This is a genomic window from Streptomyces toyocaensis, assembly GCF_000725125.1.
Lineage (GTDB): Bacteria > Actinomycetota > Actinomycetes > Streptomycetales > Streptomycetaceae > Streptomyces > Streptomyces toyocaensis.
This window is the reverse complement of sequence record NZ_JFCB01000012.1, coordinates 76,109-95,111: the sequence shown is the minus strand read 5'-3', so window position 1 is coordinate 95,111 and position 19,003 is coordinate 76,109. Positions and strand designations below refer to the sequence as shown.

Genomic DNA, 19,003 nt, shown 5'->3' with positions numbered 1-19,003 from the left:
GACGCGGTGGCCGCGTAGCCCAGCCGCGCTGCGTCCGTTTGGGTAGGTGTGCGCGGTTCATGCCTACTGCGATATAGATCACGATCATCACGGTCCGGGGTCGAAGTCCCGGGCCGTGGTGTGTACTGGGGCGCATGCCTGAGCACACGACACTCTCGCGGACCACGGGCGCCACCGTCCTCACCCTGGTGGCCGTGGCCTGCGCGGCGGGTCTGGCCGACGTCCTGCGGCGTCGACGCGTGCGGACCCGCGCACGCGGTCCCGTCGAGACCGGCGAGCGGCACACGCCCCACGGCACCCCGACGATCCCGCGCCAGCGGCGGACGGGCCCCCACGCGGAGGCGGTGCGGCTCACCGACGCCGAGCGCGACGCCTTCGCCGTGCTGGTACGACGCCTCAGCGAGGGCGGCTGAACCTCAGCCCGGCCGCAGGTCAGGAGACTTGAGCCGCCCGGCGCTCCATGGCCTCCCGCGCCGCGTCCTCGCTGACGTACACCTCGCACATGTGCCGTCCGTCCGGCGTCACCGTGTGCTCCACCTCCCACAGGGACAGCTCCCCGCCGTCACCGAGCAGGAACGCGTGCTCGTACAGGGAGAAGGACAGACCCGGCCGTGCGGTGCGGGACGGGCGGCCGAAGGCCTGCGTGATCCGGTGCCCGCACGCCGTGGTCAGCAGGGCGGCCGTCTCCGTGCCCGGCCGGTCCGTGTTCTCCGCCCGGCGCAGTAAACGCCGCGCGTGGTCCGGGGAGTCGTCCGGAACGTACACCTGCCGCAGGGCGGAAGCCGGGGGCAGCTGCACCGTCACCGGCAGCTCGAAGTCAGGGGCGTCCGCCGGCAGCGGCAGCCGGGCCGTCGCCGTGCGCAGCTCCTCCTCGTCCACGTACACCTCGTGCTGCGGCTCGCTGCCCGGCGCGGTGTTGTGCACCAGCTCCCAGAGCGTGACCGCCGAACCGTCGGCGAGCAGCCAGGTGTGCCGGTAGGTCTCCCGGTGCATACCCGCGCTGTGGTGCGCGGAGTGCAGGGAACCGTCGTGCGCCAGCGCCAGGTCCAGCCGCCGGACCGTCTCGTCCGGCAACTCGAAGGAATTCAGGGCGCGTCCGAGGAGCCGCGCGAGGTGCTCCTCCGGAGACTCGGGCGAGTCGGGTGGTTCGTACGCTGCCGTCTCGTACGGAACGCTCAAGGTTTCTCCCGGCGTTGCTGCATGTCACCTTGTGGGTGCATACCGTAGCCCCTCGGTCGGACATCGTGTCCGGGAACCGAGAAAACGTATGCCCGGAAAACGGCCGGACCGCGCGAGAAATTCCCACCCTGCTCCACGGGACGCGAACTCTTCCCGTCCCCAGGCCCGTTGTGCCTCCGTCTCACCGCTGTCCGTACAGCTCCCCGTACGACGGCCACGCCCCGCCCGGACCGTCCACCGGCTCGGCGGCGCGCACCGCCCGCACGATCGCGCGTGTCACCGTGTCCGCGCCCGCGGCCAGGACCTCGTTGAGGGCGAGCGGGTCCGCGGCGTCGAGCGGCCGGGCGCCCGTGGCCAGGGTGAAGACGGTGTCACCGTCGCTCAGCAGGTGCACCGGCCGGACGGCCCGCGCGATGCCGTCGTGCGCGGTGCCGGCCAGCTTCTGCGCCTGTGCCTTGGACAGACCGGCATCGGTGGCGACCACCGCGAGCGTGGTGTTCAGCGGCGGAGGGGCGTTCCGTCCGGCCACCTCCGCGAGCCGCCGTTGGGCGGCCCGGTGCACCTCCGGCTCCGGGTGACGCGCCCGGCCCTGGAAGAACTCCCCGTACAGCACCCCCGTTTCCGGGTCCACCGCCGACCCCACCGCGTTGGCCACCACCAGCGCGGCCACCGTGATGCCCGAGTCCAGCACGGTGCTCGCCGTGCCCACCCCGCCCTTCATCTGCCCGAGCACCGCGCCCGTGCCGGCGCCCACACAGCCCTGTGGCACCGGCGCGCCCGGCTCGCACGCCGCGGCGGCCTCGACCGCCGCACGGCCCGTGGCCGCGTCCGGCCGGGCCCGGAAGTCGCCGCCCCGGCCCAGGTCGAAGACACAGGCGGCCGGCACCACCGGCACCACGTGCGCGGGGTCGGGACCGACGCGTACCCCGCGCCCCCGCTCCTCCAGCCAGGCCATCACCCCGGAGGCCGCGTCCAGTCCGTACGCACTGCCCCCGGTGAGCACGACCGCCTCGACCCTCTGCACCAGGTTGCGCGGATCGAGCGCGTCGGTCTCCTTGGTGCCGGGGCCGCCGCCGCGCACGTCCACCGCGGCCACGGCCCCGCCCTCGGGCGCGAGCACGACCGTGGTGCCGGTGAGCCAACCGTCCCCGGTACGTGTCGCATGTCCCACGCGCACGCCGGCCACATCCGTCAGAGCGTCAGCTGTCATGGGGCCAGTCTCGCCCGGCCGGACCCGGCCGTACTCTGGAGCCATGAGTACCGCCCCCGACCCCCGGCCGCGTGAGCACGAGCCCGCGCTGGTCTTCGACGACCCGCTGGACCAGCAGTCCGCGGACGACACGGACCGCGGCTGGGGCGAGCGACCGTCCGGTGACAGTGCCGCCGATCTCAAGCGCTTCCTCGACGAGAAGCCGCCCCACCACATCTGAGCCGGCGAAGGACCTAGCGTCCGTCGTGTCCCGGGCCGCGCCGTGCCACGAGGGTGTCGCGGATCTCCTTGAGGACTTCCAGCTCGGTGATCTCGACGATCTCGCGCGCGCCCTCCTTGGCCTTGCGGCGGGCCTCTATCCGGGCCAGGTACTTCGCCATGGGCAGCACCATCAGGAAGTAGACGACCGCCGCGGTGATCACGAACTGCAGGGTCGCGCCGAGGACGGAGCCCCACAGGATCCTGACGCCGGTCGCGGCGTCCCCGGTGCCCTCGCAGGGACCCTTCAGGCACGAGCTGTAGCTGTCCAGGTTCTTCGTGCCGAACGCACCCACCAGCGGGTTGATGACGCCCTTCACGACGGAGTTGACGATGTTGGTGAAGGCGGCGCCGATGACGACCGCCACGGCCAGATCGACGACGTTGCCTCGCATCAGGAAGGCCTTGAAGCCTTGCAGGACGCCCGTCTTCTCCTGGTCGCTCACCTGGGGGCCTCATTTCTCGTGCGCCGGGTACGGAGGAAAACGCTCCGCAACCTACGTCACAGCCGTGCGGGCCTGTCCAGTCCCGGCGTCCACCCCGTGGGCGCGAGGGGTGCGCGGGGTCCGTAACGGCGGCGCTCACCAGAGCGTCACCGCCAGCCGGGCCGTGGCGCTCGCGCCGGCCAGCCCGGCCGCGGTGGCGCGCGGCACCGCCAGCACGACCAGCGCCCCGGCGTCGCCCGCTCCCTCCGCCGGTTCCGGCACCTCGGTCACCCGTGCACCACGCGCGACCACACGGGCCTCGCCCCCGGAGACGGTCTCCTCGGCGGCGATCACGTCCACCCGGTCGCCCGGCCGCAGCAGCCGCACCGTCGCCGCGTCGGCGATCCGCACCGGAGCCGTCAGCGTCGCCCCCGGGCGCCGCGGCCGTGCGGGGCGGTCTTCCGGGGACGCCGGGGAGGCTTGGGCGGCCGGGGATCCGTCAGGGTGCCCGCGCGACCGGTCCGCGTCCCGGGGGCCCGCCGCGACGAGCGCCGCCGCCGTGACCGCGAGACCGGCCGCCACGGCCCGCCTCCGGTGCCGTACGAGCCGGCCCGCCAGGGGCAGCCCGGCACGCACCCGGACCGGCGCGAAGTGCGGCACCTCGCACGGGGGAGGGACGTCGGCCCCGGGCGGGCGGGGAACGGCGGGGGAGGGGGAGCAGGGCGAGGAGGGACGACGGGACACGGAGACCACCACCTGCGACGAGGAACGGCTTGCGGCTCCCACGATCAGGCCTCCGGCCCCGGGCCGCCGGGCCCTGTGGACGCCCCACCGTCCTGTGGATAACTCCCCCACCCGAACGGGGCGCTCCGCCCCCCCGTACGGCCACCGCCTCGCGTGGGGCCACGCCCCCTCGTACGGCCGCCAACCCTCCTGTGGTCACGGCCCCTCGTATGGCCACGGCCCCCCGTGCGACTACGGCAGCGGGAACCCCGGGTCCATCCCGCCCAGCGCCGACGCGCACGGGCAGTCCCGTTCCTCCGTGGCGGGCAGTGCGGCCACCGTGTCGAACAGCACACCCCGCAGCCGGTCGACGTTGGCCGCGAACACCCGCAGCACCTCGTCGTGGGACACGCCCTCACCGGTCTCCGCGCCGGCGTCGAGGTCGGTGACCAGCGTCAGGGAGCTGTAGCAGAGCTCCAGCTCGCGGGCGAGCGCCGCCTCGGGGTGGCCGGTCATGCCCACCACCGACCAGCCCTGCGTCCGGTGCCACAGCGATTCGGCGCGGGTGGAGAAGCGCGGCCCCTCGACCACGACCAGGGTTCCGCCGTCCACCGGCTCCCAGTCCCGGCCGCGCGCCGCCTTCAGCGCGGCCGCCCGCCCGGCGGGGCAGTAGGGGTCGGCCAGGGACACATGGACCACGTTCGGCACCGTGCCGTCGGGCAGCGGCAGCCCGTCGAAGTACGTGCCCACCCGGGTTCTGGTGCGGTCCACGAGCTGGTCCGGCACCAGCAGCGTGCCCGGCCCGTACTCGGGCCGCAGGCCGCCCACCGCGCACGGCCCGAGGATCTGGCGCGCGCCGACCGACCGCAGCGCCCACAGGTTGGCACGGTAGTTGATGCGGTGCGGCGGCAGATGGTGACCACGTCCGTGCCGGGGCAGGAAGGCGACCCGGCGCCCGGCCACCTCGCCGAGGAAGAGGGAGTCGCTGGGCGCCCCGTAGGGGGTGTCGACCTGGACCTCGGTCACGTCGTCGAGGAAGGAGTAGAAGCCGGAGCCGCCGATCACGCCGATCTCGGCCTTCGCCATGTTCGCCATGCTCCGCACCCTAGCCGCCCCCGGGAACGCCGAAGACCCCGTCGTCGGACGACGACGAGGTCCCCTGGAAAGCCCGGCGAAAGTCCGGCGTTACGCGGCGGTGGTGCCGGCGGAGCTGCCCGAGCCGGACGAACCGGACGACGCGCTCGAACCGGAACCGGAGTCCGACGAGGAGGACGAGGAGGCGGAGGCGGTGCCCGAGGCCTTGGACGACGCCGGCGAGCTGCTCGACGAGGAGCCGCGGCTGTCGTTGCGGTAGAAACCGGAGCCCTTGAAGACGATGCCGACCGCAGAGAAGACCTTCTTCAGGCGGCCCTGGCAGCTGGGGCACTCGGTGAGGGCGTCGTCGGTGAACTTCTGCACCGCCTCGAGGCCCTCGCCGCACTCGGTGCACTGGTACTGGTAGGTCGGCACTGTCTTCCTCCTGGCACTCTCACTCGATGAGTGCTAACGACGGTCCATAGTGACGTATTCCGTGGGTTCAGTCCACTGCGACGGGCTCGCGGTGACCCACGCCACGCGCCACGGTGAGCCCGCGCGGGCTCGTCACCAGCCGCGACCGCAGCGCGAGCAGTGTCGCGAGGGCGAGCACCGTACCGGCCATCGGCACCAGGAACCCGGCGCCGTCCCTGAGGCGGTCCTCCAGTTGCCCGGCGACCGTGACGGCCGCGGCCTGGCCGAGCGCGACGGCGCCGGTCAGCCAGGTGAAGGCCTCGGTACGGGCCCCGGCCGGGACCAGGCTCTCCACCAGCGTGTAACCGGTGATCAGGGCCGGCGCGATGCACATGCCGACCAGGAGGCCGACCCCGGCCAGCAGCAGCGCCGAGTGGGCGGTCCACAGGGCGGACGCGGTCAGCGCGAGCGCCGCGTGGGCGACGATCAGGCGCCGCTGCGGGGCGGCCTTCCAGGAGATGGCGCCGCAGGCGATGCCGGCGAGCATGTTGCCCGCGGCGAAGACGCCGTAGAGGACGCCGTTCAGCCCTGGGTTGCCGATCGACTCGCTGAACGCGGCCAGCGAGACCTGCATGCCGCCAAAGACGGAACCGATGCCGAGGAAGGTCACGATCAGCACGCGCACGCCGGGAACGCGCAGCGCGGGAACGTGCTCCACGCGCGCGTGCCCGCCTCGGGCCACCCGCGGCTGCGTTCCCTTCTGGGCGGCGAACAGCAGTCCGCCGATCAGGGTCAGCGCGGCCTCGGTGACCAGACCGGCGGCCGGGTCGACGGCCGTGCACAGGGCCGTGGCCAGCAGCGGTCCGACGACGAAGGTGAGCTCGTCGGTGACGGACTCGAAGGCCGCCGCGGTCGCCATCAGCGGGGAGCCCTTGAGCCTGACGCCCCAGCGGGCGCGCACCATGGGGCCGATCTGCGGCACCGAGGCGCCCGTCGGCACGGCGGCGGCGAACAGCGCCCACAGGGGTGCGTCGGTGAGCGCCAGCGCGGTGAGGGCGAGGCCGGACACCGCGTGCGCCAGGACACCGGGCACCAGCACGGCGCGCTGCCCGTGCCGGTCCGCGAGGCGGCCGCTGTAGGGGGCGAACAGGGCCATGGCGACACCGGTGACGGCGGCGACGGCGCCGGCCGCCCCGTACGAGCCGGTGGTGTGCTGCACCAGCAGCACGATGGAGAGGGTGAGCATCGCGAACGGCTGGCGTGCCGCGAAGCCGGGGAGGAGGAACGTCCAGGCGCCGCGCGTGCGCAGCAGCCGGCCGTATCCCGGACGGGAGGTGGCCGCCGGGTCCTTCGACGTGGTGACCGTGGATGCCACGGCCCGTGCCTTTCTGCCACCTGGTAGCGCGGGCCCGCGCCGGGCCGGGCGGGTGCGCCGAGAGCTGTCCTCTTGCGCTGACTGCGGTAGATGCCGGCGCCACAGCTCAGGGCGTTCCGGCCGCCATACGGTCGCGCCAGCTCTGCGTCAGGCAGAGTTGGTTCGATCTGGGGTCGCTTGCATAATACAGGGACCTGGGGCTTGTGCTTCTGTGAAAAGGAGCACTCCTCAGCCTCCTGCCTGCGTTTCGTCGGTGCCCAGCCAGCCGGCGAGCTTGCCGCCCCGCCCCACCGCGCGCAGGCGCCGTTCGGCGGCGTCCCGCACCGGGTCCGTGGCGACGACGAGGAGTTCGTCCCCGCGCCGCAGCACCGTCGACGGCAGCGGCACGAAGGACGCCCCCTCCCGCACGACCAGGGTGACGGCGGACCCGGCCGGCAGCCGCAACTCGCCGACCTCCACGCCGTGCATCTTCGACCCGGCGGGGATGGCGACCGACAGCAGATGGCCGCTGAGCCGCTCCAGGGGCGCCGACTCGATGCCGAGGTCGGCGGCGCCGGGGTCCCCGCCCAGGCGCAGCGTGCGGGCCAGCCAGGGCAGCGTCGGGCCCTGGATCAGGGTGTAGACGACGACCAGGACGAAGACGATGTTGAAGATCTTCTCGCTCGCCTCGACGCCCTCCACCATCGGGATCGTCGCCAGGATGATGGGCACGGCGCCGCGCAGCCCCGCCCAGGACATCAGCGTCTGCTCCTGCCAGGGCACCCGGAACGGCAGCAGGCACAGCACCACGCTCAGCGGCCGGGCCACCATGGTCAGCGCCAGCCCGATGACCAGGGCGGGCACGATGTCGTCGCCCAGTTCGTGGGGGGTGACCAGCAGGCCGAGCAGGACGAACATGCCGATCTGGGCGATCCAGCCGAGCCCCTCGGCGAAGCCGCGCGTGGCGGGCCAGTGCGGCAGCTTGGCGTTGCCCAGCACCATGGAGGCCAGGTAGACGGCGAGGAATCCGCTGCCGTGGGCGATCGCGCCGACCGCGTAGGCGGCGACGGCGATGGCCGTCACGGCGATCGGGTAGAGGCCGGACGCGGGCAGGGCCACGTGCCGCAGCCCCCAGGAGCCCAGCCAGCCGACCGCGAGTCCGACGGCGGCGCCGATGGCCAGCTCCAGCAGTATCTCGCCGAGCAGCACGTACCAGTGCTCGACCGGTCCCGCCGTGGAGAAGGCGACGACCAGGATGACGACGGGCGCGTCGTTGAAGCCGGACTCGGCCTCCAGCGTGCCCCTCACCCGTGCGGGGAGCGGCACTCTCCGCAGTACCGAGAACACGGCCGCCGCGTCGGTCGACGACACCACCGCGCCGATGATGAGCGACTGCCGCCACTCCAGCCCGGTCAGGAGGTGCGCGGCGGTCGCCGTGACCCCGACGCTCACCGCGACGCCGGCCAGCGCGAGCGCGGAGGCGGCGGGCAGCACCGGTCTGATCTCGGTCCACTTGGTCCCCAGACCGCCCTCGGCCAGGATCACGACGAGGGCCGCGTATCCGATGACCTGTGTCAGCTCGGCGTTGTCGAACTGGATGTCGCCGATGCCGTCCTGGCCGATGGCGATGCCGATGCCCAGGTAGACGAGCAGGCCGGGGAGCCCGCTGCGCGAGGAGATCCGGACCGCGACGACGGCGACGAGCAGGACGATCGAGCTGATGAGCAGGAGCTGGTTGAGGTGGTGGACAGTCAGCGGCCGTTCCCTTCCCTGACTCAGGCGCACCGCGCGTGAGCTCACGTACATCGCATGCGATCCACCGCTTCCGCGGCAAACTACTTCGTTACCTTACCTAACTCTTGACGCGTTCTTGACGCTGACGAGGGCAAGATCGAACGTCCGTCCGGGCTGGTTCCCGACTCCGCGTCAAGGGGCGCGGAGCCCTGCGCCTATCGTTGCTCCAGCGCTCAGTTAAAAGCACAGCCCGACCTGCCGCTCGCGTTAGGACAGCAAGGACAGCGATGCCCACCGACACCACCGCCTCCACGGGTCAGCAGGCCGGCACGTCCGGCAGGAAGAAAGGGCGCAGAGCCCGTCTGGTCGTGCTCGTCCTCGTGCTGGCCCTGATCGGCGGTGTCGCCTACGGGGGGTACTGGTCCGTCAGCACCGTGCGCGCCTCCTTCCCGCAGACCAAGGGCTCCCTCACGCTCCAGGGCCTGTCGGGGACCGTCGACGTCAGACGCGACGGCTACGGCATCCCCCAGATCTACGCCTCCTCCGACGAGGACCTGTTCATGGCGCAGGGCTACGTCCAGGCGCAGGACCGGTTCTACGAGATGGACGTGCGCCGGCACATGACCGCCGGGCGCCTGTCGGAGATGTTCGGCAAGGGCCAGGTCGACAACGACGAGTTCCTGCGCACGCTGGGCTGGGACCGGGTCGCCAAGGAGGAGTACGACAAGAAGCTCTCCCCCGCCACGAAGAAGTACCTCCAGGCGTACGCCAAGGGGGTCAACGCCTATCTGGCGGGCAAGGAGGGCAAGGAGATCTCCCTGGAGTACGCGGCGCTGGGCTTCGAGAACGACTACAGGCCCGGTGAGTGGACGCCGGTCGACTCCGTGGCCTGGCTGAAGGCGATGGCCTGGGACCTGCGCGGCAACATGCAGGACGAGATCGACCGCGCGCTGATGACCAGCCGCCTCGGTCCCCAGCAGATCGCCGATCTGTACCCGGAGTACCCGTACGGCAGGAACAAGCCGGTGATCCAGGAGGGCCAGTACAACGAGCTCACCGGGGCGTACGAGCAGGGCGGGGCGACGGGAACCGGGAACGGGACCGGCACGGGTACAGGAACCGGCACCGGAACGGGCACGGGAACCGGCACCGGCACGGGAACCGGCACGGGCACGGGTACAGGCACCGGCACGGGTACAGGCACCGGCACCGGCGGCTCCGCCCTGGAGAGTCAGCTCACGGGCCTCCAGGAGGTTCTGCGGGACCTGCCCACCGCCGTCGGCGTCAACGGCGACGGCATCGGCTCCAACTCCTGGGTCGTCTCCGGTGACCACACCATCACCGGCGAGCCGCTGCTCGCCAACGACCCGCACCTGTCGGCCGCGCTGCCGTCGGTCTGGTACCAGATGGGCCTGCACTGCCGCAGCGTCTCGGCCACGTGCCAGTACGACGTGACCGGCTACACCTTCGCGGGCATGCCCGGCGTCATAATCGGCCACAACCAGGACATCGCCTGGGGCCTGACCAACTCGGGCGTCGACGTCACCGACCTCTACCTGGAGAAGATCACCGGCGACGGCTACCAGTACGACGGCAAGGTCGTGCCGTTCGAGACCCGTGAAGAGACCATCGAGGTCGCCGGCGGCACGGCGCAGAAGATCGTCGTCCGCGAGACCAACAACGGCCCGCTGCTGTCCGACCGTTCCGACGAACTCGTGAGGACCGGCAAGAAGGCCACCGTCGACAGCTCCGCCCCCGACCGGGGCGACGGCTACGGCGTCGCCCTGCGCTGGACCGCGCTGGACCCCGGCCGCACCATGGACTCCGTCTTCGCCATCAACCGCGCGAAGAACTGGGACGACTTCCGCGAGGCGGCCGCGCTGTTCGAGGTGCCGTCGCAGAACCTCGTCTACGCGGACACCGAGGGCCACATCGGCTACACGCTGCCGGGCAAGATCCCCACCCGCGCGGAGAAGCACGACGGCTCCGTCCCGGCCCCGGGCTGGAACCCCGACTACCGGTGGACCGGCTGGATCGAGCAGGACGCGCTGCCCTTCGAGTACGACCCGGAGCGCGGCTACATCGTCACCGCCAACCAGGCCGTCGTCGGCGAGGACTACCCCTACACGCTGACCACGGACTGGGGTTACGGCGCCCGCAGTCAGCGCATCACCGACCTGATCCAGACGAAGATCAAGGACGGCGGCAAGATCTCCACCGAGGACATGCGGCAGATGCAGCTCGACAACTCGAGCTCCGTCGCCAGGCTGCTGGTGCCCGACCTGCTGAAGATCGACACCGGCGACAAGGCCGTGCGCGAGGCGCAGAAGCTGCTGGAGGGCTGGGACTACACCCAGGACGCCGACTCGGCCGCCGCCGCCTACTTCAACGCCGTGTGGCGCAACATCCTTAAGCTCGCCTTCGGCCACAAGCTGCCCAAGGAGCTGCGGGTGGAGGGCCAGTGCCTGTGGGTCGACCCGGTCAACACCACCGGTCCCGCCGACGAGACGGGCAAGGTCCGCGAGTGCGGCCGGCGCGCCGCCGACCAGGCGCAGCCGGACGGCGGCGACCGCTGGTTCGAGGTGGTCCGCCAGCTGAAGGAGGACAAGGACAGCGAGTGGTGGACGACGCCCAAGAGGGGCACCCGTCCCGGCGCCGACAACCGTGACGAGCTGTTCAAGCGGGCCATGATCGACGCCCGCTGGGAGCTGACCGCCAAGCTCGGCAAGGACATCGACTCCTGGAGCTGGGGCCGGCTGCACCGCCTGTTCCTGAAGAATCAGACGCTCGGCACCGAGGGCCCCGGCTTCCTGCAGTACGTCCTCAACCGCGGCCCGTGGAAGCTCGGCGGGGGCGAGGCGACGGTCAACGCGACCGGCTGGAACGCGGCAGGCGGCTACCAGGTCGTGTGGGTGCCGTCCATGCGGATGGTGGTGAACCTCGGCGACCTCGACAAGTCGCGGTGGATCAACCTCACCGGCGCCTCGGGGCACGCCTACAGCGCCCATTACGTCGACCAGACGGACAAGTGGGCCGAGGGCGAGCTGCTGGAGTGGCCGTTCTCCGACAAGGCGGTCAAGGACGGCACGAGCGACACCCTGCTGCTCAAGCCCTGACCCGGGGCCGGCCCACCGCCCCATCGGCCTCCACGCGCACGCGTGGGGGCCGATCGCGTGTCCGGGGGTGCGCCGGGAGGTCAGCCGAACCGCCGTACCCCGGACGGTGTCACCACGGCGTGCACCGGCCGGTCGTGCGGTTCCGCGGGGACGTCGGCGACCACCTCGGAGTCGTACAGCAGGACCACCAGGGCCGGACGAGCGCCCGCGCGGTCCAGCCGGGCGAGGACACGGTCGTAGGAGCCGCCGCCGCGCCCGAGCCGCATCCCCCGTGCGTCCACGGCCAGTCCGGGCAGCAGGACGACGTCCGCCTCCGTGACGGCGTCCGGTCCGAGGCGCTCGCCGGCCGGTTCGGACAGGGTCATGCGTCCGCCGTGCCGCACCCGTGCGAGGGATCCCTCCCCGGTGTACACGCCCCAGTCGAGGTCGTTGTCGGGCAGCAGCGCGGGCAGGAGGACGCGTACGCCCCGCGCGCGCAGCGTGTCCAGCAGCGCGAGCGTGCCGGGTTCGCTCCCCACGGAGACGTACGCCGCCACCGTGCGCGCCTGCTGGAGTTCGGGCAGCGCGCGTGCCTGCCGGGCCAGGGCGGTCGCGGATTCCCGCATGTCAGCCGCCGTCAGGCCTTGCCTCACCTGAAGGATTTGGCGTCGCAGCACCCGCTTGTCAGACTCGTCCGCGCGGTCGTTGTGTTTCAAGTCTGTACCCGTACCGTTCCAATATGCTCATATGAGCAGTAATTGACCGGAGCCGCAGATTCCCTGCAAAGGCACCGGATATGGTGTCCGCCATGTCACAGTCACACCCTCGGATCAGCAAGGCTGTCATCCCCGCAGCCGGTCTCGGTACCCGGTTCCTGCCGGCCACCAAGGCCACTCCCAAGGAGATGCTGCCGGTCGTCGACAAGCCGGCGATCCAGTACGTGGTCGAAGAGGCCGTCTCCGCCGGTCTCGACGACGTCCTCATGGTGACGGGCCGCAACAAGCGCCCGCTGGAGGACCACTTCGACCGCAACTACGAGCTGGAGTCCGCCCTCCAGAAGAAGGGCGACGCCGGCCGCCTCGCCAAGGTGCAGGAGTCCAGCGACCTGGCCACCATGCACTACGTGCGTCAGGGCGACCCGAAGGGGCTCGGCCACGCCGTGCTGTGCGCCGCCCCGCACGTCGGCCACGAGCCCTTCGCCGTCCTCCTCGGTGACGACCTGATCGACCCGCGCGACCCCCTGCTCCAGCGCATGATCGACGTCCAGCAGCAGTACGGCGGCAGCGTCATCGCGCTCATGGAGGTGGCTCCCGAGCAGATCCACCTCTACGGCTGCGCCGCCGTCGAGACCACCGCGGACTCCGACGTCGTGAAGATCGGCGGCCTGGTCGAGAAGCCCGCCCCCGAGGACGCGCCCTCGAACTACGCCATCATCGGCCGCTACGTCCTCGACCCGGCCGTCTTCGACATACTGCGCAAGACCGAGCCCGGCCGCGGCGGCGAGATCCAGCTCACCGACGCCCTCCAGCAGCTCGTGGCCGACGAGAGGATCGGCGGCCCGGTCCACGGCGTCGTCTTCAAGGGCCGCCGCTATGACACCGGCGACCGTGGCGACTACCTGCGTGCCATTGTCCGACTCGCGTGCGAACGTGAGGACCTCGGCCCGGACTTCCGGACCTGGCTCCACCAGTACGTCACCGAGGAGATGCAGCAACGTTGAGCACCGCCGCGCCCCGCTCCGCAGGCCCGGACCACCTCTGGTCGGTGGACGAGCACCTGGACGACATCCTCAGGACCGTCCGTCCCCTCGAACCCATCGAGCTGCACCTCCTCGACGCCCAGGGCTGCGTCCTGGTGGAGGACGTCACGGTGCCGGTGTCCCTGCCCCCGTTCGACAACAGCTCCATGGACGGGTACGCGGTGCGGGTCGCGGACGTCGCGGGCGCCAGTGAGCAGTACCCGGCGGCTCTCGAGGTCGTCGGGGACGTCGCCGCGGGACAGGCCGAACTCCTCCACGTCGGTCCCGGTCAGGCCGCCCGCATCATGACCGGCGCCCCGCTCCCGCCGGGCGCCGAGACGGTCGTCCCCGTCGAGTGGACCGACGGCGGCCTGGGGGAGGGCCCGGCCGCCGGGATGCGCGCCCGCAGCCTGGCCCCCGAGGGCGCCACCGGGCAGGTGAACGTGTACCGCCCGGCCGGGCCGCGCGCGCACGTGCGTGCCCAGGGCAGCGACGTCAGGGCCGGTGACCGTGCCCTGGCGGCCGGCACCGTCCTCGGCCCTCCGCAGATCTCCCTGCTGGCCGCCATCGGCCGCGGCACGGTCCGGGTGCGCCCGCGCCCGCGCGTGGTGGTGCTCTCCACCGGCAGCGAACTCGTCCAGCCCGACGAGGAACTGCGTCCGGGTCAGATCTACGACTCCAACAGCTTCGCCCTGACCGCCGCCGCGCGGGACGCCGGGGCGATCGCCTACCGCGTGGGCGCCGTCGCCGACGACGCCGCGACCCTGCGGGACACCATCGAGGACCAGCTCGTCCGCGCCGACCTGATGGTCACCACCGGCGGCGTGAGCGTCGGAGCGTACGACGTCGTCAAGGAGGCGCTGTCGTACACCGCCGACGAGGACGAGCCCGGCAGCGGCGTCGACTTCCGCCGCCTCGCCATGCAGCCGGGCAAGCCCCAGGGCTTCGGCTCCATCGGCCCCGACCACACCCCGCTGCTCGCCCTGCCGGGCAACCCGGTCTCCTCCTACGTCTCCTTCGAGCTGTTCGTCCGCCCCGCCATCCGCACCCTGATGGGTCTGACGGACGTGCACCGGCCGAGGACCCGCGCGAAGCTCACCGCGAGCCGGGCACTGACCTCGCCGAAGGGCCGCCGTCAGTTCCTGCGCGGCCGGTACGCCGACGGCACGGTGACGCCGGTGGGCGGCGCCGGATCGCACCTCGTGGCGGCCCTCGCGCGGGCCGACGCCCTGATCGTCGTCCCGGAGGACACCGAGTCCGTCACGCCCGGCACCGAGGTCGAGGTGGTCCTGCTCGGCTGAGCACCCCCGGTTGGCGGTACCGTGTCGCGCACAGCAGGCCCGTGCGCCGCACCGCGACGGGCCAGGACCGGGAGCGCCACACGATCATGACCGTGCCATCCCGGGGGGCCACCCCCGGACCCTCCGAACCCGCCGGACCCTCCGGACCCTCCGGGCAGTCCCGTCTGACCCACATCGACGAGGCGGGCGCCGCCCGGATGGTCGACGTGTCCGCCAAGGACGTCACCGCGCGCACCGCGCGGGCCACCGGCCGCGTCCTCGTCTCCCCGCGCGTGATCGAGCTGCTGCGCGGCGAGGGCGTCCCCAAGGGCGACGCCCTGGCCACCGCGCGCATCGCGGGCATCATGGGCGCCAAGCGCACCCCGGACCTGATCCCGCTGTGCCACCCGTTGTCGGTCTCCGGTGTGAAACTGGACCTGTCGGTCGCGGACGACGCCGTGGAGATCGCGGCGACCGTGAAGACGACGGACCGCACGGGCGTCGAGATGGAGGCGCTCACCGCGGTGTCGGTCGCCGCGCTCACCGTGATCGACATGGTCAAGGCGGTCGACAAGGAGGCGGTCATCACGGACGTGCGGGTGGAGCAGAAGACGGGCGGCACGTCGGGCGACTGGAGCCGGGCATGACACTCGACGCGACGGCCGGCGGCGCGCTCCTCGAGCCGTACAGCGCGCTGGTGGTCACGGCCTCCAACCGGGCCGCCGCCGGTGTCTACGAGGACAAGGGCGGCCCGCTGGTCGCGGAGGGCCTGCGGCGCTTCGGTTTCGCGGTCGACGGGCCTCAGGTGGTCCCCGACGGCGACCCCGTCGAGGCCGCCCTGCGCGCGGGCGCCGACGCCGGGTACGACGTCGTCGTGACCACCGGCGGCACCGGCGTCTCGCCGACCGACCGCACCCCCGAGGCGACCCGCCGGGTGATCGACCACGAGGTCCCCGGCATCCCGGAGGCCATCCGCGCGTACGGCCGGGACAAGGTGCCCACGGCCGCCCTCTCCCGGGGCGTCGCCGGGGTCGCGGGCCGGACCCTGATCGTCAACCTGCCCGGGTCCAGCGGCGGGGTGAAGGACGGCCTGGCCGTCCTGGAACCGCTGCTCCGGCATGCCGTGGACCAGCTCCGCGGCGGGGACCACCCCAGGCCGGACGCCAGTGGCGGGGGTGCGAGCTGAACAGCCCGCACTGGCCGGTCGAGCTGGTGGACGGCGACATCGTCCTCCGGCCGATCAAGCTGCGCGACCAGAAGGTCTGGCGCGAGGTCAACCGGCGCAACCGCGACTGGCTGCGCCCCTGGGAGGCGACGATCCCGCCGCCCACCCCGAGCGGCCCGATCACGCACCGCCCGACCTACCGTCAGATGGTCCGCCACCTCCGCTCGGAGGCGAACGCCGGCCGGATGCTGCCGTTCGTCATCGAGTACCAGGGCCGTCTGGTAGGCCAGTTGACGGTCGCGGGGATCACCTGGGGCTCCATGTGCTCGGGCCATGTCGGGTACTGGGTGGACGAGTCCGTGGCGGGGCGGGGAGTGGTGCCGACGGCCGTGGCGATGGCCGTGGACCACTGTTTCCGCACGGTCGGCCTGCACCGCATCGAGGTCTGCATTCGTCCGGAGAACGGGCCGAGCCGCAGGGTGGTGGAGAAACTCGGATTCCGCGAGGAGGGGCTGCGGCCCCGATATCTCCACATCGACGGGGCCTGGCGGGACCATCTCGTCTTCGCGCTCACGGCGGAGGAAGTCCCCGGCGGTTTGCTCGCCCGCTGGCATCGGGCACGCTCTCAGGAGCGGACCGGCCAGGAGCTGCCGGGACACGACCGGCGCAACCGGGGAATCCCGCACGGACCAGGAAATTGAATAAACGTTCGAATTAATGCGAGAGGTGACCGTCTTCGGGCACGGAATTTCCGGGTTCGAGTGGCTGTCTGATCGCATCGGTCACAAAAAAAGTTCGAAATATCAGCCAGATCGTGCGACACACCGGCTCAATTGGCGGATGGCCCCGTCCAAACCCCTCTACCGTGTGAGGCGTGAGCAGCAGCGGCCTCATCTACGCAGTCATTGTCGGGGCCTGGGCCGCCTACTTGGTGCCGATGTGGCTCCGTAGGCAGGACGAGCTGAACGAGGCCCGTCCCACGGAACGCTTCAGCACCGCCATCCGATTGTTGTCCGGACGGGCGGGCATGGAGCGCCGGTACGCCAAGGACCTGCAGGCGCGCTCCGCCGACGAGGGGGAGCAGGGCGCGCACGACCCGGACGCGATCACCGACTCGGTGGACGTCCGGGCCTTCGCCGTGTCCCAGACCCGTCCGCAGACCCAGGCGCCCGTACCGTCACCCCCCGAGGAACTGCCGGAACCGGCGTCCGGGCCGCCCCGCGAGGGCGTGGGAAGGCGCCCGGCGTCCGCACCCGCCGTCGCGCCGGGACGCATCCCGTCCGCCCGCCGGCCCTCCGAGGTGCGCGCGGCGCAGGCCGCCGCCGCCCGCGCCCGGCGCACGAAGGTGCTGGCCCGCCGTCGGCGCACCACCACGCTCCTCTTCCTCGCCTTCACGCTCGGCGCGGTCGTCGCGGCGGTCGGCGGACTGACCTTCCTCTGGGCCCCCGGCGCCCCGGCCGTGCTGCTGAGCGCGTACATCGCCTACCTGCGCTCCCAGGAACGCCGCCGCTTCGCCTACCAGATGGACCGCCGCCAGGCCGAGGTCGCCGCGCAGCGGCTGCGTGAGCGCCAGCCGCGCCGCCGCCCGCCCGTCGACGAGGCCGACCCCGACGAACCGGAGGGGCCGGAAGCCGGAGCCGTCGCCGACCCGGACCTCACCGCGCTCGCCGCGGACCGGCGCGCGCTCGTCGAGCAGACCGATCACGCCGAGTGGGTCGACCAGCAGCGCGAGCGGCAGCGGCGCCCCGGCCAGGGCGGCGACAGCTGGGACCCCGTGCCGGTGCCGCTCCCGACGTACGTGACGGCCCCGGTCGCCCCGCGCGCCACCGGCGACGTGGACCTCGGCGCGCCGGACACCTGGAGCTCGGCCCGCTCGAGCGCGGTACCGGCCGAGGAGGCGGCGCCGGCCGCCGCCGAGGAGGCCGACCCCGACCCCGTCCCCGCCGACGAGCGCAGCGACGCCCGCCGCGCGGCCTCGGCCCGCCGCTCCCGCGAACGCGGCCGCACGCCCCTCTTCGACCAGTACGAGGACGGCGAGCGTCCGAAGGCCGCCAACGAGTAGCCCCCGGTCAACGGATTTCCGAGCACCCCGATCGGGATGCTAAAGTTTCACTCGTTGCAAGGGCCTGTGGCGCAGTCCGGTAGCGCACCTCGTTCGCATCGAGGGGGCCAGGGGTTCAAATCCCCTCAGGTCCACCGCAGCTGAGCCCCCGCCGAGAAATCGGCGGGGGCTTCTTCGTGTTGCCTCGGCGTTGCTGTCGCAGCCGTCACTCGGCCTTCGACGGCGGTCCGTGGTTCACGGATGCCCAGTACTGGCAGAAGTGATCCAGCAGGTGTCGCGCCGTCTCCGTGGTGGTCCGGGGCGCGGTGCGCATGGTGACCCAGGCACGGTAGGTGTTCGCACCAGCTTATTGCGCAAGGCTCTCCCAGCCTTTGGCCGAGACGGCGTCCGCGAAGCGGACCTCCCAGTGTCCATCCGGTGCCGGAGGCGCGGCGCGATCGCTGCGGCTCGCGGTCAGGGGCGGAAAGCCGGGCGCGGCCGGTGCGGGCGGTGGCGCGTGCCAACCAGCGCACAGCCCTCTGCCTTCTCCACCTCGGTCCGTGCAGGGCACCGGCACCGTGGAGGCGACGCCCGAGTGGTTCTCCAGCCTGTGGTCACCAGGTTCCGGGTACTGATCACAGTTGCGCAACTTCGCACTGTCATGATCTTGCGCGAAGATCAACTCAACTAAGTTGGAGCCCCGTTGGAGAAACGATCATGACATCGGAAAAGGATGATTGCCTTGTTGCGTTCGTTTTTGGGTAGGTTTGCCGTTCTCGGCGCCGCCGTCATCACTGTCCTCGGTGTCGGCATGGTTCCGCAGGCTGCGGCGGTCGAGACCTGCGTCAGCGTCACAGGGGCGAGGGTCTGCTTTGAGTCCTACGGGGACCACTTCTACGTGAAGGACACGGCCCAGGATGGGTACAGACCCGGCGTGACGTTCTATTACGGCTTCAGCAATCACTATGTCTGCGACAACCCAGACGGATACAACGACACGAAGGACTGCAACTACGACCTTCCCGAGAACACCACGGTGAACTTCAAGGCCCTCGTCTGCGACGGACCCTGCTTGACGGCGATGGGTGAAGCCGACTTGGTGATCCGCTCGTCCGGCTGGGCGTCCGCCTCGACCGGCTGAGCCCCGATCCCCGGTGGACAGCCCACGGAGGAGTGTGTCGGAGAGATCCGGGACTGATGCGTGGATCCGGTCAGCCGGGGGTGCAAGGCGGGCGCGGCACTCGAGAGCACGGAGGTCTCCGCACTTCCGGGTGCATGGGGTGTCCGCGCCCGCTGTCCCTGCTCGGCGGACG

General features: G+C 72.0%; 19 protein-coding genes and 1 tRNA gene. 11 read left to right on the top strand and 9 right to left on the bottom strand.

What is annotated here, in order from left to right; translation table 11 throughout:
* The first annotated feature begins 134 nt into the window (after positions 1-134).
* Positions 135-413: a hypothetical protein gene (locus tag BU52_RS15450; protein ID WP_037934101.1), complete on the top strand. Its 279-nt coding sequence runs from the start codon at positions 135-137 to the stop codon at positions 411-413.
* Positions 414-432: 19 nt separating this feature from the next.
* Here BU52_RS15450 and BU52_RS15445 read toward each other — a convergent pair whose 3' ends face one another.
* Together BU52_RS15445 and BU52_RS15440 are read right to left on the bottom strand one after the other, a co-directional pair.
* A complete protein-coding gene (locus BU52_RS15445; protein WP_037934098.1) occupies positions 433-1,179 on the bottom strand; it encodes a DUF6227 family protein in 747 nt (248 codons plus the stop codon).
* A 181-nt stretch (positions 1,180-1,360) separates the two neighbouring features.
* Entirely contained in the window at positions 1,361-2,389 is a 1,029-nt protein-coding gene (locus tag BU52_RS15440; RefSeq protein WP_037934095.1) for a P1 family peptidase, read from the bottom strand.
* A 43-nt stretch (positions 2,390-2,432) separates the two neighbouring features.
* Between BU52_RS15440 and BU52_RS34785 the strand changes: the two genes are divergently transcribed.
* Positions 2,433-2,609, top strand: coding sequence for a hypothetical protein (locus tag BU52_RS34785; RefSeq protein WP_107061177.1), 177 nt, complete (start codon positions 2,433-2,435; stop codon positions 2,607-2,609).
* Positions 2,610-2,622: 13 nt separating this feature from the next.
* Here BU52_RS34785 and mscL read toward each other — a convergent pair whose 3' ends face one another.
* From mscL to BU52_RS15410, 6 genes are all read right to left on the bottom strand, one after another.
* Entirely contained in the window at positions 2,623-3,093 is a 471-nt protein-coding gene (gene mscL, locus BU52_RS15435; protein WP_037934092.1) for a large conductance mechanosensitive channel protein MscL, read from the bottom strand.
* Between the two features lie 135 nt (positions 3,094-3,228).
* Positions 3,229-3,825: a hypothetical protein gene (locus tag BU52_RS15430; RefSeq protein ID WP_407702043.1), complete on the bottom strand. Its 597-nt coding sequence runs from the start codon at positions 3,823-3,825 to the stop codon at positions 3,229-3,231.
* A 222-nt stretch (positions 3,826-4,047) separates the two neighbouring features.
* On the bottom strand, positions 4,048-4,890 hold the full coding sequence (locus tag BU52_RS15425) for an S-methyl-5'-thioadenosine phosphorylase (RefSeq protein ID WP_107061176.1): 843 nt from the start codon (positions 4,888-4,890) through the stop codon (positions 4,048-4,050).
* Positions 4,891-4,980: 90 nt separating this feature from the next.
* On the bottom strand, positions 4,981-5,304 hold the full coding sequence (locus BU52_RS15420) for an FmdB family zinc ribbon protein (RefSeq protein WP_037934085.1): 324 nt from the start codon (positions 5,302-5,304) through the stop codon (positions 4,981-4,983).
* Between the two features lie 67 nt (positions 5,305-5,371).
* The gene (locus tag BU52_RS15415) at positions 5,372-6,658 is read right to left on the bottom strand and encodes an MFS transporter (protein WP_037934082.1); all 1,287 of its coding nucleotides are present in this window, start codon (positions 6,656-6,658) and stop codon (positions 5,372-5,374) included.
* Positions 6,659-6,886: 228 nt separating this feature from the next.
* Entirely contained in the window at positions 6,887-8,443 is a 1,557-nt protein-coding gene (locus BU52_RS15410; RefSeq protein ID WP_037934079.1) for a potassium/proton antiporter, read from the bottom strand.
* A 215-nt stretch (positions 8,444-8,658) separates the two neighbouring features.
* Here BU52_RS15410 and BU52_RS15405 point away from each other — a divergent pair, with 215 nt between their 5' ends.
* The gene (locus tag BU52_RS15405) at positions 8,659-11,487 is read left to right on the top strand and encodes a penicillin acylase family protein (RefSeq protein ID WP_037934076.1); all 2,829 of its coding nucleotides are present in this window, start codon (positions 8,659-8,661) and stop codon (positions 11,485-11,487) included.
* An 80-nt stretch (positions 11,488-11,567) separates the two neighbouring features.
* On the opposite strand, the gene BU52_RS15400 is transcribed toward BU52_RS15405, so the two are convergent.
* A complete protein-coding gene (locus BU52_RS15400) occupies positions 11,568-12,182 on the bottom strand; it encodes a 5-formyltetrahydrofolate cyclo-ligase (RefSeq protein WP_037934073.1) in 615 nt (204 codons plus the stop codon).
* A gap of 92 nt (positions 12,183-12,274) precedes the next feature.
* Between BU52_RS15400 and galU the strand changes: the two genes are divergently transcribed.
* From galU to BU52_RS15360, 8 genes are all read left to right on the top strand, one after another.
* Positions 12,275-13,186: a UTP--glucose-1-phosphate uridylyltransferase GalU gene (galU, locus tag BU52_RS15395; protein ID WP_037934293.1), complete on the top strand. Its 912-nt coding sequence runs from the start codon at positions 12,275-12,277 to the stop codon at positions 13,184-13,186.
* Positions 13,183-14,505 (top strand): molybdotransferase-like divisome protein Glp, encoded by a 1,323-nt coding sequence (gene glp, locus BU52_RS15390; protein WP_037934071.1) that lies wholly within the window; start codon positions 13,183-13,185, stop codon positions 14,503-14,505. Before galU ends, glp begins: the two co-directional genes overlap by 4 nt.
* 86 nt (positions 14,506-14,591) lie before the next feature.
* The gene (moaC, locus tag BU52_RS15385) at positions 14,592-15,131 is read left to right on the top strand and encodes a cyclic pyranopterin monophosphate synthase MoaC (protein WP_037934291.1); all 540 of its coding nucleotides are present in this window, start codon (positions 14,592-14,594) and stop codon (positions 15,129-15,131) included.
* Complete coding sequence (locus BU52_RS15380) at positions 15,128-15,670, top strand: MogA/MoaB family molybdenum cofactor biosynthesis protein (RefSeq protein WP_051858228.1); 543 nt, start codon at positions 15,128-15,130, stop codon at positions 15,668-15,670. The genes moaC and BU52_RS15380 overlap by 4 nt, the downstream gene beginning before the upstream one ends.
* Positions 15,671-15,696: 26 nt before the next feature.
* On the top strand, positions 15,697-16,350 hold the full coding sequence (locus BU52_RS15375; protein WP_037934068.1) for a GNAT family N-acetyltransferase: 654 nt from the start codon (positions 15,697-15,699) through the stop codon (positions 16,348-16,350).
* 173 nt (positions 16,351-16,523) lie between these two features.
* Entirely contained in the window at positions 16,524-17,711 is a 1,188-nt protein-coding gene (sepX, locus tag BU52_RS15370; RefSeq protein ID WP_037934065.1) for a divisome protein SepX/GlpR, read from the top strand.
* A gap of 60 nt (positions 17,712-17,771) precedes the next feature.
* Positions 17,772-17,845, top strand: a tRNA-Ala gene (locus BU52_RS15365).
* A gap of 578 nt (positions 17,846-18,423) precedes the next feature.
* Positions 18,424-18,831: a hypothetical protein gene (locus BU52_RS15360; protein WP_037934063.1), complete on the top strand. Its 408-nt coding sequence runs from the start codon at positions 18,424-18,426 to the stop codon at positions 18,829-18,831.
* The last annotated feature ends 172 nt before the right edge of the window (positions 18,832-19,003 follow it).

What these genes read in the sequence shown, in the direction of transcription:
- BU52_RS15380 (WP_051858228.1), top strand. Translation starts at nt 15,128, where the DNA reads ATGACACTCGACGCGACGGCCGGCGGCGCGCTCCTCGAGCCGTACAGC.
- BU52_RS34785 (WP_107061177.1), top strand. Translation starts at nt 2,433, where the DNA reads ATGAGTACCGCCCCCGACCCCCGGCCGCGTGAGCACGAGCCCGCGCTG.
- moaC (WP_037934291.1), top strand. Translation starts at nt 14,592, where the DNA reads ATGACCGTGCCATCCCGGGGGGCCACCCCCGGACCCTCCGAACCCGCC.
- BU52_RS15450 (WP_037934101.1), top strand. Translation starts at nt 135, where the DNA reads ATGCCTGAGCACACGACACTCTCGCGGACCACGGGCGCCACCGTCCTC.
- BU52_RS15360 (WP_037934063.1), top strand. Translation starts at nt 18,424, where the DNA reads ATGATTGCCTTGTTGCGTTCGTTTTTGGGTAGGTTTGCCGTTCTCGGC.
- BU52_RS15410 (WP_037934079.1), bottom strand. Translation starts at nt 8,443, where the DNA reads ATGTACGTGAGCTCACGCGCGGTGCGCCTGAGTCAGGGAAGGGAACGG.
- BU52_RS15440 (WP_037934095.1), bottom strand. Translation starts at nt 2,389, where the DNA reads ATGACAGCTGACGCTCTGACGGATGTGGCCGGCGTGCGCGTGGGACAT.
- BU52_RS15425 (WP_107061176.1), bottom strand. Translation starts at nt 4,890, where the DNA reads ATGGCGAACATGGCGAAGGCCGAGATCGGCGTGATCGGCGGCTCCGGC.
- galU (WP_037934293.1), top strand. Translation starts at nt 12,275, where the DNA reads ATGTCACAGTCACACCCTCGGATCAGCAAGGCTGTCATCCCCGCAGCC.
- BU52_RS15405 (WP_037934076.1), top strand. Translation starts at nt 8,659, where the DNA reads ATGCCCACCGACACCACCGCCTCCACGGGTCAGCAGGCCGGCACGTCC.